Here is a 15,067-nt window from a genome sequence, read left to right on the forward strand (position 1 = left end):
GTCCCCTTAGTTCAGGATACGTAGATATTACTAACAATTTGCAACATCAACCACGTAAAATGTTGAGAACCCATTGAAGAGATGCTTACAACTCAGAGGTCGTTCTATGTATCCTCTCGTCCTGTCTCATGAGGTCGTTTCAACCTTTTCGTTTTGGCATGAGGGTGTACTGCAGGAAGGTATTGCCTCTGGTAAAGAGCTGTACAGCTTCTATAAAAAGTTCGAGGCTGCTCAAAGACAGGAAGTTTTCAGTACGGCAATAAGTTTGTCAGAGACAGGTATTGAAGTTTGTATTACTTGTCTGCCGACTGAATACAGGGTCTGGATTAGCCTCAGAAAATTGGAGCAAGTTGCCTTGTGTTTTTTGTCCAGTGCACAACCAGAAGAAGCAATGCTTGCTTAGCTTTGCACAAAATATTGCCGAGAATGCCTCGTTTCGGCAATATTTTGTGCAATTTTTGTGGCTTAAGGCATATCTCAGGAAGACTTCAAGGGATCGCAACGCTAACATCCCAAGGAGCTGAGAGGCGAGATACTCTCCTCAGCATTGCTCCGCTTGAGTAGCGCGATAATGGCATCCACCAAATCATCTAGGTCAATGGGTTTGAGCAGAAATTGCTGAAATCCGTAGGCAAAAGCTGCCTGACTCTCTTCTAGTTTTATACTACTGCTGAGAGCGATCGCGGGTGCCTGTCCGCCTAGTCCTGGCCGCAACCTTCTAATTTCATCGATCAGGGAGAATCCATCTTGTTGGCCCTAACGTAGCGAAGCTACATCCAAGTGCCAAGCTAAAAAAACTGAAAATTGCAACTTGTCCGTAAATGATGACCGGGTTGCCTATAAACTTCACGGCAGAATGAAGGTTTCACGCTCTTCTAACTAAACAGCTTGTCCATAAATAGTCATTTTCCGAAACTCTTGGCTAAATTACGAAAAAATTCTAGAACCTTTATCTCACAAGGCTTATAGGCATTATATGGTACTTGGATGTAGCTTCGCTACCTTTGGGCATAGTAGGGTCGCACTACCCCAATGCCATGTATGACGAGAGTGATGAATTAGTTGTAGAGAAGTGGACAGAGAATCTTTTAAGGAGCGTCATAAATGTGCCACGATCGAATACCTTGACGATGAAGGATAGCTTCAACAGACAGAATCTCATCCTCCATTGCCTCTATGATGATCAAATAATCTCCCTGGTTAAATCTGTCGTTGTAGTTGGTTGCCTGTTCCTCTGGCACCAGCCATCCTCGAAGCGCGCCGTATAGACCACCAGCAGTTGCGGCAATTCCACTTCCAAAAAAGGTTGTTAAAAGGCTCTCTACCGCCAATACTTGACCAACACCAGGAATGAGCAGACTGCCGAGTCCAAAAATTAGGGCGAGTGAACCGACTCCTATGCTTCCTGTAATCGCGCCTGTTTTTGCACCTTCTGCTCTGGTTATTGAGGGCTGTCGCACCCTGTGTCTATTTAAATGACTATCTAAACTATCGTCATGATCAGAAGATTTGGTAATTACTGAGAGCTTGTGCATAGGAAAACCCTTGTTTTTTAGCTCAGCTATTGCCTGTTCTGCGTCTCGGCGGTTGGAGAATATGCCGATCGCACGTTTGAAGTTATGAGAAGTCATGAGAAAAAATGAATAGTTAACAATACAAACTTTGCGGGGTAAGCACGCTCAGAAGAGTGGCTTGATTAAAGCCATTTATGTCAGCGGAGCAAACCGCTTCAGCAACGCCGCTAAAGCAATCATGGGGAACCCAATGCCAAGGCAGCTCAAGCCTTGAGTTAGAGTCAATGCTTCAGTTGCGAATAGCTGGTTCATGAAGCTCCACTGGCTAAATAGAAACTGAAACAGTAGAACGCTTGCAATGCCGATCGCCACAGGGTAACCGAATGGCTCATTTTTGCCGCGTAGCTTTGCAGCGATCGCCGGAACAAATCGGCTAATGCTTAACAGGTAAAATGCTTCTGCTGCAACCAATGCCTGGATTGCCATTGTTCGTGCTAGAGCTTCGTTTCCAGTGGTTTGTATAATCCATTCAAAGGTGCCAAAGATCACAATCCAGTTAAACAGTGAAACCGTTAAAATTCGTGTGATTAGCCTGCGCGACAGCAGCGGTTCATTCGCAGGACGAGGTGGGTGTTGCATCGTGTCTGGCGAAGGTGGCTCAAATGCCAGCGGTAGACTCAAGGCAACCGAACTGACCATATTTAGCCAGAGAATTTGTATTGGTAAAATGGGCAGCGGAGTTGCTAGCATTACGGCGATCAAGATGGTCATGGATTCGCCACCGTTCACGGGCAGGATGAAGGCGATCGCCCGCAATAGATTCTTATAAACGGTGCGTCCTTCCTCGACAGCTTTCTCGATCGAGGCAAAGTTATCGTCTGTCAGAATCATATCTGCCGCTTCTTTCGTGACTCCAGTGCCTGTGATGCCCATTGCTACGCCAATGTCAGCTTGCTTCAGGGCAGGCGCGTCATTGACTCCATCTCCGGTCATTGCCACAATTTCACCTTTGGATTGGAGGGCTTCCACAATCCGCAGTTTTTGTTCGGGTGCAACTCGCGCAAATACATTGCTCTGTTCAACCGCGTTGGCTAATCCTTGCTCATCTAGCCGCGCAAGTTCTTGACCTGTGACAACAGGTGCATTCTTGGTTGAATTTAGACCCATTTGTTGAGCGATCGCGGCTGCTGTTTTGGCATGGTCGCCCGTGATCATCTTGACCTGAATTCCCGCAGACTTACAGGATTCGATGGCTTGAATCGCTTCGGGACGGGGCGGATCGATCATGCCTTGCAGCCCCAGAAATACTAAACCTTGCTCCAGATCAGAATGCTCAATTGAGCTTTGAGAATCAGGGGCAGCTTTCATGGCAAGTGCCAAAACCCGTAACCCTTTTTTTGCCATGTTCTCTACAGTTTGCTCAATTTGCGTTGGGCTGAGAGCGATCGCCTCTCCATCTTCATCCAGCATTTGACGACATCGCTTGAGGATGGCTTCAGCCGAACCTTTAACATAAATCAGCCGTTCTGGACGGCTACGATGTAGTGTTGCCATGTATTGAAATTGAGATTCAAACGGCAGGGTGTCGAGTCGAGGCAGCGCCTGCTCCAGCTTATCTGTACTGAGTCCAGCTTTGTGGGCGGCAGCAACCAGTGCTCCTTCTGTGGGGCTACCGACCACCATCCAGTTTCCGTCCTGCACTTCTAGATGAGAGTCATTGCACAACAGTCCGGCTTGCAGGCATTCATACAAGGCGGGTGCCTTTGTTAGGTCGATCACATATCCATTCAGGGAGATTTCTCCATCGGGTGCATAACCTCCACCGCTGACCCGATACCGCCTTCCGCCTGCGTCAATTTCCTGAACCGTCATTTGATTCTGCGTCAGGGTTCCGGTTTTGTCGGAACAAATTACAGTGGTGCTGCCCAGCGTCTCGATCGCCGGTAGTTCACGAATGATGGCGTGGTGCTTTGCCATCTGAGACACGCCGATCGCCAATGTCACTGTGACAATGGCAGGCAACCCTTCGGGAATCGCACTGACTGCCAGCGCAACCGCTGCTTTGAACACCTCAATCCAGGAAAACCCTTGAGCCACGCCAACGGCAAAGGTGAAGGTCGCCAAGCCTAATACAACGTACAGTAAGGTTTTGCTAAATTTGTCAATTTTACGAGTCAGGGGAGTTTCTATGGCTGTACTTTGCTGCATCAGTTGGGAGAGGTGTCCGGTTTCGGTCATCTCTCCAATGCCTACAACAACTCCACGCCCCTGTCCAAAAGTGATGAGGCTGCCGGTGTAAACCATGTTGGTGCGTTCTGCCAGCGGAGCATCTGCTTCTAGGGTCTGAAGGTTTTTTTCGACTGGAACCGATTCTCCTGTCAGGGCTGATTCGTCTACCTGTAAGTCGCGAATTTCAAGCAGCCGCAGATCCGCAGGTACTTTATCGCCAGAAGACAGCAAGACGAGATCGCCAGGAACCAGTTCGCGGGATGAAACCACTTGCTTTTGACCATTGCGGCGAATGGTGGCATCGGTTGTAACCGCTTCTGATAAGGCGGCGATCGCATCCTCTGCCTTCGCCTCTTGCACAAAGCCAATGATGGCATTGAGCAGCACCACCCCAAAAATCACGCCCGAATCGATCCACTCTTGCAGAAACGCTGTCACCAGCCCCACAACTAGCAAGATATAGAGCAGCGGTTGATTGAACTGCTGGAGAAATCGCAACCAGGCGCTCTGTTTTTTCTGAGCCGTTAACTGATTCGGACCAAAGCGATCATGTCGCTCCGCTACCTCTGTAAAAGACAAACCCTGCTCAGGATCAGTTTTGAGCAAACGGACAACTTGCTCCTGAGAAAGATGATGCCATTGCTGTTCTGTTGGTTTGACGCTGTCCAGTACTACCATCTCATTTTCTCCCGACCCCATATCATCTAGAGCAGCACAACTGCCGTAAGCCAGCGTTGCCTGCTTCACTATCTCTCTATCGTCCTTGATGAAAGTGATCCAAAAGTGAGCGCCAAACTTCTAGTGCTCACTTTTGGATCACTTTTGTGAGTTAAGACTGGGAAGAAACGGAGGTAGCTTATGGATCTGCAAACTCTATTCCACTGGATTTATGTGATTGCAATGGCGATCGGCGCACTATATTTCATTTCACTTGGCACCAATCCGCCTGGTGTTTTCAAATATGAGTATTTAATTACCACACCAAACTCACTCAACAATTTCATAGCGAACGAGTTGCCGCACATCTTGACGAGATAACTGAAGTTCTTGAGCGATCACCGCCTCGATTTGATTGGTGTCGGTCATCGGCAATTCTAGTTCTAATCGTTTCAAGATAGGTTCCGTTGTTTTTACCTCAACCTGCGTGACTCCCTGCTGTCGATTGATGATTGCATTGATTAGCAGGATGTTGATGGAGACAGTCGCTTTAAGCTGAGTGTCTGCCTGAAGTTTCGTTTCGGTCGGTTGAGGTTGCCGCAGTTCTTGAGCCATCAGAAGATTGGTGCCAAACCAAAAGGCGATCGCCACAAACGGCAGTGGCAACCAGAATTCTGCCCCAGATGCTCGCAGCCATCGTTTTGTCGTGCGCCACATACTCCCGTTTCTCATCAGCTTATATGTTTCGCTGTTTGCACTCTAGTACAGCCTGATCTGCTTCAAAATCTGGCTCAAAGGGGATGTATACATAACACTAAGTGCCTATCTTCAATCTTGCAAGCCGCAAAGGGGAGCAACAAAGGAATGAGAGTTTTGCTGGTGGAAGATGACCCAAAACAACTGATGCCACTGCAAATGGTGCTCTCTCAGGCAGGACACAGCGTAGATGGGGTCAAAGATGGCGAGACCGCTCAGTGGCTTTTATCCGAAAAAGAATATGATCTGCTGATTCTAGATTGGATGTTACCCCGTGTCAGTGGTGTAACTCTCTGTCGCGAATATCGAGCAGCCGGAAAAACGGCTCCAGTTTTGATGATCACGGCAAGAGACACTACACCTGAGAAAGTGACTGGATTAGATGCAGGTGCAGATGACTACCTGGTGAAACCGATCGACCTGGTGGAGTTCATGGCACGAGTTCGAGCCTTAAGACGGCGATCGCCCCTTTGGCAGGGAGATATGCTAGGTCTTGAGGATCTCCACCTCCACCTCGATACTCTGAGTGTCGAACGGCAAGGTGCCACTGTTGCTCTCTCTAGCCGTGAGTTTCAACTGTTAGAGTACTTCATGCGCCACCCCCGACAAGTGTTAACCCGCAACCAAATCGAGCAGGCAGTATGGGAGTGGGGCACCGAACCCGAAAGCAATGCAATCACTGTTCTAGTTCGCAAACTGCGTCAACGCTTGCAGGCTGTAGGGGCAGCTGATTGGGTTGAGAGCATCTATGGCATGGGCTATCGCCTAACCCCTCCTGAAGCGCATGAATCCTAAAGGCAAGACGTGTTTAACCGAAGTCGTCGCAACCTGGCTCGTTGGTTCACCCTTTCGATGGGAAGCATTCTGGTGCTGTTTGCTGGAGTGATTTATCAGATTGAAATCGAGGACAAACTGGAAGCACTCGATCGCCTGCTCTACGATAAAACCAGAGTGATGGCTGCCAGTGTGCATTATGAAGTTCGCCAAGACCAGAGCCAGGTCGATCTGAGCCATGTTCCGTTGTTGGGCAGTGGCTCCCATCCGCTTGCAGAGGATCTGATTTATGTGCGCTGGTATAACGCGCAAGGACGGCTCGTTCGCTTTTTTGGCGTGTCCCCTCCAGACAAGTTAGATACGTCCCTTGGTTATCTCACGGTTCAATCAACCAATCTACTTTTGGAGGAAGAAATTTGGCTCCGCCAGGCGACATTACCGGTTGAGGGTAGAACTGGAACCCTAGGTTATCTTCAGGTTGCCACTCCCCTCATGGAAACCCAACAGGAGCTTCAGCAGCTTCAGATGGTGCTGACTCTAACAGTCCCGATCACACTAGGACTCATTGCCCTCACCGGCTGGATTCTCAGTGGCTTTGCTATGCAACCGATCCGGCAAGCCTATCAACAGCTTCAACGGTTCACAGCAGACGCTTCCCATGAGTTGCGATCGCCCATTTCCGCAATTCTGACCAATGCTCAACTCGGATTACTCATCACCGCCAATGATTCTCCCTATCACCCTCCTTTAGAGAACATTGTGGATAGTGCGAAATCAATGGGCACTCTCGTCAATAATCTGTTGTTGCTCGCTCGTCATCAGGGACAGCTTGCCCCAGAATCACTTAAGTTAATCAATCTCAACGATTTGCTGGGAAGTCTAGTGACTCAGTTTGCGCCATTGGCAGAACAGCAATCTATCAACCTAACCTATGAGCAGCCTGAGCAATTGATCGAGCTATGGGCTGACCCTGATTTGCTACGACAGGCGATCGAAAATTTGCTCAACAATGCCTGTAAATATACCTCTGTTGGCGACACAATCCTGGTGCGTTTGGTGTCCCATCCTGGTTGGACAGTAATTCAGGTAATCGACACAGGTATCGGCATTCCAGAGGCCGACTTACCCTATATTTTCGATCGCTTCTACCGGGTAGACACTCAGCGTTCTCAAGACAGTGGCGGCTTTGGGCTAGGGTTGGCGATCGCCCAGCAAATTGTCCAAGCCCATCGCGGGCGCGTCTATGCCACCAGTGAAGTGAGTAAAGGCTCAAAGTTTCAGATTGAATTGCCCCTCAAACCCGATCAATAAGCAACCTTAAACGTTGGCTGCTTATCGTGATAAATCTGTAATGTTTATTTTCGAGTGACAGTTAGCTATGTACGTTGTATCTCTTCTGTCACACATGCTAGAGAATAGGAGTGCAGTGAAAGCCATTTGTGGGACGATCGCAAACGTGTGTAAGTTTAGGGGCTCAACTGAATGCTATGGCTGGCTGTGCTCCTTGGAGTACTGATTGGAGTCATTGGGTTTGGAGCAATTTATCAAACACTGGCTACAAGACGCGATCGCCACAGATTTCTGCCACCCGGAAAATTAATTGAGATTGAGGGTAGTCATTGGCACTACCAAATTGTAGGTGACGGTTCCCCGACCGTCATTGTCGATAGTGGAGCCGGAGGTCCTCACCTAGATTGGCAACTTGTGCAGCCTGAAGTTGCGAAATTTACGAGAGTTTTGACCTACGATCGAGCGGGGTATGGCTGGAGTGATCTAAGTTCAGAACCACGCACAGCTGAGCAAGTCGTTAGTGAGTTGCGGCAACTTTTGCAAAAGGCTGAAATCGAGCCGCCTTATGTCTTAGTAGGAATGTCTTTGAGTGGTTTGTTCAGTCGCTTTTTTGCCTATCACTATCCAGAAGAAGTGGCTGGGATGGTTTTAGTCGATGTAGCGCACGAGAGAATGTACGAGGAGACACCAGTCGAATGGGTTGAATTGAACAAGCGGCTCGAAGGACTGCTAACTCATGTAGTCCCAATGATGGGACGTACTGGTCTGCTTCGTTTGCTTGTGACGTTTGATGCTTTACCGCTGGCGGCTGGTTTGTCCCAAAAATTTCCACCTTCGATGAGACCTCTTGCTAAAGCACTCTATTCTCAAACCCAGTTTGGGATAACCTTTGCTCAAGAATCGGCTGCGGTGTCAGTTAGTATGAATCAAGCTGAACAGGCACGTCAGACAAAGTCGTTTCCTGACATTCCTCTCCTTGTTTTGTCGGCTGGGAAGCCAAACTTCGACATCACCCAAGAGGTGCTTGAAAAATTGCAAGAATTACATGCTGATCTAGCGAGTGAATCATCCCAAGGAATTCACATTGTTGCTCACGAGAGTGGGCATGCAATCCAGCTTGATGAACCAGAATTAGTCATTGATGCAATTCGTCAAGTTGTTGAAAAAGTGCGTTATGGTAACACCCCATAGCAAGCCTGTTGCACTGGAACGAATTTAAGCTAAGGTCAGGGTGCAGAGACTACTGGGTTTGGTGGTCAAAAGCGATCGCAAGTGTAACAATGCCGAATTTGGTCATTTTCGGCATTGTTACACTTGCGATCGCTTGAGCTCCCAATGGTTTGAGGCGTACTACAAGAAGCACGCTACTATTCGTTTTCGGCAATGTTTGCAAGAAACGTACAACACCTCCTCGCAAACTGAAAAATCAAGAGGGGCGATTGTTCGTTGCGAACCCACACGCAGGGTGGTGTGGGAAGGGAAGGTTAAATGCCTTCCTCGACCCGATTAGGAAGCGTCACCAGTGCCAATTGACCTATGTCGTATTCAATCTCTTTAATGCTCTCCAAGAGGCTTAATTCCTACCACACGCACATTACTTAGAGTTAGGTAGGCAGTTGGGCAATAGGCCGCCATAGGTCATAGATATCAACCTCCTGCTCTTCGAAGATTTCCAACAATGACTTCCGGCCTTGCTGGACCGCGTACACCCGCTCCTGAGGATAGAGCGGTATCACCCACAGCAAGTGTGTGTGGTGATCTAGATCATGATGCACGTAATCAGTCTGCTCCTCAAAATCTGGGCGGATAATCAAGATATCAGTCAACGGTGACTGGGCAACAATCCCGTTGCCGTCACTGCCGTGAATCGTATGGCCATTGCCAAAATAGGTTTGGTACACAAAGGGATACAGGGCCAGCGCTCCGATACTGGGAACAAGATCCTTGTTAGCTTGACTTGTCATTACCAATAATTCCATATGCATAGGTTTGCCGTCGGGGATGAACATTGGCTGGTGACGCGCGCCTAGAGTTGCATAGATCCATGTCTCTGGAGCAGAAAACGAAAAGACGTATACCAAAAAAGGTTGGAGGGGTACAGCGGCAGGATGCTCAAATCGATGACACTCTCGTGGTTCGCCCCACAACTTAATGTAATGGTTCAGAACTTCCTGGTCCTGTTGACTCATGTCCGCTCTATCCTCTTACGTTTAGACAGAATTGATTCAGTCTATCTACCCTATAGGCATTGAGGGATTTAATCAGTTCACTCACTGGCTTTTCTTCGGCAAGGATGGAGTGATTACTGAGGACGACTCGGAAGAGCAAGAGAAACGACTCAAGTACCTTGATGTTATGGCTTGTGCCGTTATTCTTCAAAATGCAGTGGACATTTCTTGGGCTATCCAGAGCTTGCATGCAGAGGGGCACAAGGTAGACCGGGAATCGCTGGCAGTTCTCAGCCCTTACATGACTCGACAATTAAAACGATTTGGGGATTATGTGGTGGATCTACAGTCAATTCCACAGCCCTTAGAGACTGCCATTTCACTGCCAGTAAAAATCGCTGAAAGCTAGCAACGCCCTTGTATAGCAGTGGAGAATTTTTGGTCGCTAAGGCTGAAAAGCTTATGAAATAAAGCTTCTAGGCATTGGCCTAATTAAGTGCATAATGGCTCAAACTGTCCCACTTTCAAGTATTTTTGTGACAGTCGATGCTAGGAGGGTTGATTCTACGTTGATATAGTCTTGTCACTAGCGAAACAACACCGATTTTATCCAGTTTTTTCTGTTGAAGGCGTGTGAATTGACAGGATTGCTCTGACTAATTCCTCTGTGTCTACAGGTTTTGCAATATGACGTTGAAACCCAGCCTCGATCGCTCGCTGTTGTTCAACTTTACTAGCATAGGCAGTCAAGGCGATGGCGAGGATTTGTCCGCCCGCGTCTGAACTCAACGATCGCACTTGCTGAATCAGCCAGTAGCCGTCTTCTTCTGGCATTCCGATGTCGCAAATCAGCACATTGTATTGACTGGGAGCTTGATTCAAAGCGGATAAAGCGTCTTTGGCAGATGAGGTGCTCTGCACTTCAGCCCCATAATCTTCTAGCACACACTTGAGTAGCTCACAGGTATCAACTTCATCATCAACCGCTAAGATCTGCAAGCCTGCTAAAGAAGAAACCAGATCGCTCGAACGTTCTAATGCCGTTGAATCTGAATCGCTCAACGGTGTAGATGCTTGGGGAAGATCGCGCAGGGGCAACCTGACGGTCAGCGTTGTTCCTTGTCCTTCACCCGGACTGGCTGCTTGTACTGTGCCGCCATGCAGTTCAACGATATGGCGCACGATCGAGAGTCCTAGACCTAGACCTGCCTTGGCTTTCGTGGTGCTGGAATCGCCTTGACGGAAGCGATCAAAAATGTAAGGCAACAAATCGACTGAAATACCCTGTCCAGTATCGCTCACTTGGATTTGAGCCTGCCCTTGGATAGCCTCCAGCGTAATTTCAATGCGTCCATTTGGTGGAGTGAACTTAATGGCGTTTGACAACAAATTCCAGAAGACTTGCTGCAAGCGATTGACATCCCCAACGATGGTTTGAGAACTCAACTGAGCAATGATTTGAATGTTTTTGGCTTCAGCTGCTAATTGAGTGGTCTCGATCGCAGCTCGCACCACAAGGCGCAGATCAAGCGGGTGGGTGCGGAGATTGAGCGTGCCGCTGACAATCCGAGAGGTATCTAAAATATCTTCAACGAGCTGGGCTTGCGCTCTGGCACTCCGCTCAATTACTTCTAAAGCGCGAGCGGCAGCCGCTTCATTCAAGGTGCGGGCGCGGAGTATTTGTGCCCAACCCAGCATCACGTTGAGGGGATTTCGAAGTTCATGCGAAAGGTTTGAGAGAAATTCATCTTTGACTCGGTTGGCATCTTCCGCTATCTGACGGGCTGCCTGCTCCACTTCCAATCGTTTCTGCTCGGTGATGTCTGCGATCGCCAGCAAAATCATGTCAGCGTTGTCTGCTCGTTGCAGCTTACAGGCATTCAGCAGCATCGTTTTGTGCCCAATCTGCTCAAAATGCTGATCCACCTCAAAATTTTGAACCTGCCGATTGCTGGTCGAAACCTCTTCTAGAAGTGATCGCAGTTGGGGAATATTCCACTGTCTATTGCCTAGCTCAAACCAAAAAGATTGCTTGGTTTCAGCTTCAGAAACCTGAAACATATTGTAGAACGCTCGATTGACCGTCTTCACTCGCAGCTCGGCATCCAGCACCACTAAAGGGGTTTGCACCGTTTCGACGATTGCTTCTGCGTAGTTCCGCTCTGCCTCTAAGACTGCTGCATGACGTTTAAGCGCGTCGATATCGAGAAACACCATCGTCACCCCGTCAATTTGGTTTTCGGTTGTGCGATAGGGACGAATTCGCAGGGAATACCAATAGCCAGATTGGGTTTGAATTTCTTGTTCTCTCGTGTTGAGTGTCTCCAGCACCTCTAACGTCATCGATTCTAGGTGAGAAACGTCAAAATCGGTGCGGAAGTCGTTAAACGGTCGTCCGACATCGGCGGAAATGAAGTTGAACAGGCGCTGGGCAGTGGGGGTGAAGCGGCGAATTCTCAAATCATTCCTCAGCATCAAGATCGGTACACTGAGGCTGTCAATAAAGTTGTTCAGGTCGCTATTGTCTCGGTTCTGTTGCAGATTGCGGTTCCGGAGTTCTTCGTTGGTGGTGGTGAGTTCCTCGTTCGTCGCCTGGATTTCCTCTTTAGCCGTTTGGAGTTCTTCATTGGTGCTTTGCAACTCCTCGTTACTCGACAAGATTTCTTCGTTTGCCACGCGCAGGCTTTGGTTGAGATAGTTGTGTTCTTGAATCACTACCTGCAAATGCGCTTGTGCTGAAAGCTCTCGTTGAGTTGAGGCTGACAGGGCTTGACGAAGCTGAATGATTTCACGCTCCAAATCTTCGAGTTCCCGACGTTCAACCGGAGTGGCAGTAAAGGGAGTGGCTGGAGGTGAAACCGCTTCAAAAATGACCAAAAAATACAGCTCGTTAGCAATCGTCGGTTGAAAGGGAATCACTTCTAGATTGAGGCAAGTTGAGTGCTCACCCAATTCAAGCTGAATTTGTTCTTGCCGAACCGAGATGTTTTGGGTTTGAGCTTGATAAAAGATAGTGCGAAGCGGCATCGCCAAGCCTTCCCGTGCCATCAGCAGCAGGTTTAAGTCAGTCGTTCCGGGAGGCAGTTTTAGGTAGGGATCGGTGTCTCTGCGCAGGTCGAGAATGCGCATCTGGTCGTTCACCACGACGGACACTGGCGCGTAGCGATTTGAGATAAGTTGAGCGACTTCTCGCGCTAAATCAAAAGTATTGGTATTGGTCTCACCGATTCGCTGCTGACTCTCGCCGCTGACCAAGGGATAAGAACGGGTCGTGAACGAAAACAGCGGACGAGTCAAGGTCAATTTGCGAGCGTAAATTTTGGCAGATTCGTGAACTGAGGTAAACAAGTCTGAGGCAGTCTTGATGCTTTCGGAAGTGCCCAGCATCAAAAAGCCGTTTAAGTTAAGACTGTAATGAAAAAGGGACATGATGCGCTCTTGCAATGTATCTGATAAATAAATCAGCACATTGCGACAGCTAATCAAGTCAAGGTTGGAGAACGGCGGATCGCCTCCTAAATTGTGTCGGGCAAAGACACACAGTTCCCGGAGGTTGCTGCTAATTTGGTACCCTCCGGATGTAGGAACAAAGAAGCGGTTGAGCCGATCGGGTGAAACTCCTCCAAGCTGGTTTTCTAAGTAGAAGCCGACCCTGGCTTTACTGAGCGCCGCTTCGCTGATATCGGTGGCAAAAATTTGGATCGGCGGTATGGTAGCACGATCGCTGAAAAATTCTAATAAGCAAATGGCGATCGAGTAAACTTCTTCCCCCGTAGAACACCCTGCGACCCAAATCCGCATCGGAGTGTCAGCCGTTTTGTTTTGGCTAATGGTGGGAAGAACCTGCGTTTTTAACTGCTCAAAGGTTTCTGGATCGCGGAAAAAACTGGTGACATGGATCAGAATCTCTTCATACAATGCTTGAACTTCAGCCGGGTGTTGTTTCAGATACTGGGCATACTCCTCCAAGCTTTCGAGCTTATACAACAGCAGCCGACGCTGCATGCGGCGCGCGATGGTCGTGGGTTTGTAAAGCGTGAAGTCAATGCCGGTCGTGGTTCGCAACAGCGCAAGAATAGTCTCTAGGGCATTCCCGGGTTGGGGCAACTCCTGCACAATCTGGCTCTGAAGCGACTCTGAACGGTCTAAAAGGAGACTACGACTAAGTTTTGTCAGTTCTGTGGCAATGGCTTGCGGCGGCAGCACAAAATCCACGCTGCCAGTCGCTACAGCGGTGTTCGGCATACTGTCAAATCTGGCGGTTGCTTCACATTGAGCAAACGTCACACCGCCTGCTTCCTTAACCGCTTTGACCCCCTGTGCCCCGTCTCCATCCATGCCCGATAGAACGACTGCGATCGCTTTGTTTCCCCGATCTACTGCTAAGGAGCTAAAAAATACATCTCCGGGTACATAGCGACCCTGAATTTTCTGGCGTGGCGCGAGATGAAAGGTGCCATCTACCAGCGTCATCTGAGTGTTAGGCGGAATCACGTAAATCTGATTTGGCTCAACCACCATCTGGTCTTGCACCTGATGCACAGGCATTTCGGTGACTCTGCCCAAGATTTCGGACAGCAGACTTTCGTGATCGGGAGAGAGATGTTGAATCAGCACAAATGCCACGCCTGTATCCGCCGGCAAGTGACGAATCAGGTCTGTGAATGCCTCCAGTCCCCCGGCAGAAGCAGCGATCCCTACCACTGGAAAAGGAGCATCGGTCTTAGCGAGAGACCCTATGTCCATGAGTTCAGAAGCGTTGGCTTCAGGTAAATCTTCGGGGGGGGGAGTCATAAACAATACATGTACTACTGACTATTCGAGAATGAAGAATTGGGGAACTAAAAATTTTTTGGAAAATACTGTTTCAGCAAACGGTGAGCCGTTTCGCGGTCTGCTTCGCTGCCAAACTGACTCATTTCGATCGTTAAGGCGTTTAGTTGCCGTAAGGCTAAAGGCATTGGCTTAGCGCGATCGTTCTCCCAACGGTTTACCGTTACTAATGTCACACCGAGTTTGGCGGCAAACTGCTCTTGAGTCAGCCCACACAGTACTCTCAATTCACGGACAAGCTGGTTTATATCAGCGGATGGGGGGTTAGCTTTAGGCATTGTCAACGACATGAATTAACCCTCGTCCAAACATTAACAAATGATGCGTCATCCGTTAACGTTTAGCACGTCAAAAAGCTAAGGCAAATCTACCTTTGGGTATTTCTTACCTACTAAAGCTTGTCAAAGCCTATCTATTGCCTTTGCCTTAAACGCCTTCGTATAGCACTGAGGAAGAAATGGTTGCTAAGGATCAGCTATCCCATTTTCGATAGCTGAGCTAGTTACAGGGACAAGGCTATATCAACGTAGAATCAATCCTCCTAGCATCGACTGTCCCAAGAATGGTTAAATGTGGAACAGTTCGAACCATTATGCACTTAATAAACCAATGCCTGAAAGTTTTATTTCATGAGCTTTTCAGCCTTAGCGACCAAAATTTCTCCACTGCTATACAAAGGCGAGCAACAGCAAAGCTTTGATGCCCATATGATAAATTTTTACACGTATCTCGGCGTGCGACTCGTTCCTGCCCAAGTCAAGCCCCTCCACAAGGTTTGAAATAAAGCAGGGTCAGGGGTAGAACCTTGATAACTCAACTTCTGTATGGTGCGTCCAATCTGGACAA

12 protein-coding genes are annotated in these 15,067 nt (G+C 48.5%); 5 read left to right on the forward strand and 7 right to left on the reverse strand.

Annotated features, from left to right (window positions below; all coding sequences use genetic code 11):
- Positions 1-106: 106 nt before the first annotated feature.
- Entirely contained in the window at positions 107-403 is a 297-nt protein-coding gene (locus H6F68_RS10465; RefSeq protein ID WP_190558778.1) for a hypothetical protein, read from the forward strand.
- A gap of 101 nt (positions 404-504) precedes the next feature.
- On the opposite strand, the gene H6F68_RS10470 is transcribed toward H6F68_RS10465, so the two are convergent.
- From H6F68_RS10470 to H6F68_RS10485, 4 genes are all read right to left on the reverse strand, one after another.
- Entirely contained in the window at positions 505-714 is a 210-nt protein-coding gene (locus tag H6F68_RS10470) for a hypothetical protein (RefSeq protein WP_190558780.1), read from the reverse strand.
- Positions 715-1,088: 374 nt separating this feature from the next.
- Complete coding sequence (locus H6F68_RS10475) at positions 1,089-1,631, reverse strand: general stress protein (protein WP_190558782.1); 543 nt, start codon at positions 1,629-1,631, stop codon at positions 1,089-1,091.
- Positions 1,632-1,706: 75 nt separating this feature from the next.
- A complete protein-coding gene (locus H6F68_RS10480) occupies positions 1,707-4,490 on the reverse strand; it encodes a cation-translocating P-type ATPase (RefSeq protein WP_399313562.1) in 2,784 nt (927 codons plus the stop codon).
- 240 nt (positions 4,491-4,730) lie between these two features.
- Positions 4,731-5,117 carry a hypothetical protein gene (locus H6F68_RS10485; protein WP_190558784.1) on the reverse strand — a complete coding sequence of 129 codons (387 nt, stop codon included), beginning with the start codon at positions 5,115-5,117 and terminating at the stop codon, positions 4,731-4,733.
- A 147-nt stretch (positions 5,118-5,264) separates the two neighbouring features.
- On the opposite strand from H6F68_RS10485, the gene rppA reads away from it, so the two are divergent.
- The 3 genes from rppA to H6F68_RS10500 all read left to right on the forward strand — a co-directional run bounded on the left by rppA (position 5,265) and on the right by H6F68_RS10500 (position 8,411).
- Positions 5,265-5,951 carry a two-component system response regulator RppA gene (gene rppA / locus H6F68_RS10490; RefSeq protein ID WP_190558786.1) on the forward strand — a complete coding sequence of 229 codons (687 nt, stop codon included), beginning with the start codon at positions 5,265-5,267 and terminating at the stop codon, positions 5,949-5,951.
- A 9-nt stretch (positions 5,952-5,960) separates the two neighbouring features.
- The gene (locus H6F68_RS10495) at positions 5,961-7,241 is read left to right on the forward strand and encodes a cell wall metabolism sensor histidine kinase WalK (protein WP_190558788.1); all 1,281 of its coding nucleotides are present in this window, start codon (positions 5,961-5,963) and stop codon (positions 7,239-7,241) included.
- Between the two features lie 171 nt (positions 7,242-7,412).
- The gene (locus H6F68_RS10500) at positions 7,413-8,411 is read left to right on the forward strand and encodes an alpha/beta hydrolase (protein WP_190558790.1); all 999 of its coding nucleotides are present in this window, start codon (positions 7,413-7,415) and stop codon (positions 8,409-8,411) included.
- Between the two features lie 413 nt (positions 8,412-8,824).
- On the opposite strand, the gene H6F68_RS10505 is transcribed toward H6F68_RS10500, so the two are convergent.
- Entirely contained in the window at positions 8,825-9,409 is a 585-nt protein-coding gene (locus H6F68_RS10505) for a suppressor of fused domain protein (RefSeq protein WP_190558792.1), read from the reverse strand.
- 31 nt (positions 9,410-9,440) lie between these two features.
- On the opposite strand from H6F68_RS10505, the gene H6F68_RS10510 reads away from it, so the two are divergent.
- Positions 9,441-9,797 (forward strand): Tn3 family transposase, encoded by a 357-nt coding sequence (locus H6F68_RS10510; RefSeq protein WP_190558794.1) that lies wholly within the window; start codon positions 9,441-9,443, stop codon positions 9,795-9,797.
- Positions 9,798-9,994: 197 nt separating this feature from the next.
- Here the strand turns inward: H6F68_RS10510 and H6F68_RS10515 are convergent, their stop codons facing one another.
- Complete coding sequence (locus H6F68_RS10515) at positions 9,995-14,182, reverse strand: chemotaxis protein CheB (RefSeq protein ID WP_190558796.1); 4,188 nt, start codon at positions 14,180-14,182, stop codon at positions 9,995-9,997.
- A gap of 47 nt (positions 14,183-14,229) precedes the next feature.
- The gene (locus H6F68_RS10520) at positions 14,230-14,511 is read right to left on the reverse strand and encodes a DNA-binding transcriptional regulator (RefSeq protein ID WP_242065446.1); all 282 of its coding nucleotides are present in this window, start codon (positions 14,509-14,511) and stop codon (positions 14,230-14,232) included.
- Between the last annotated feature and the right edge of the window lie 556 nt (positions 14,512-15,067).

Source organism: Trichocoleus sp. FACHB-262 (assembly GCF_014696035.1).
Taxonomy (GTDB): domain Bacteria; phylum Cyanobacteriota; class Cyanobacteriia; order FACHB-46; family FACHB-46; genus Trichocoleus.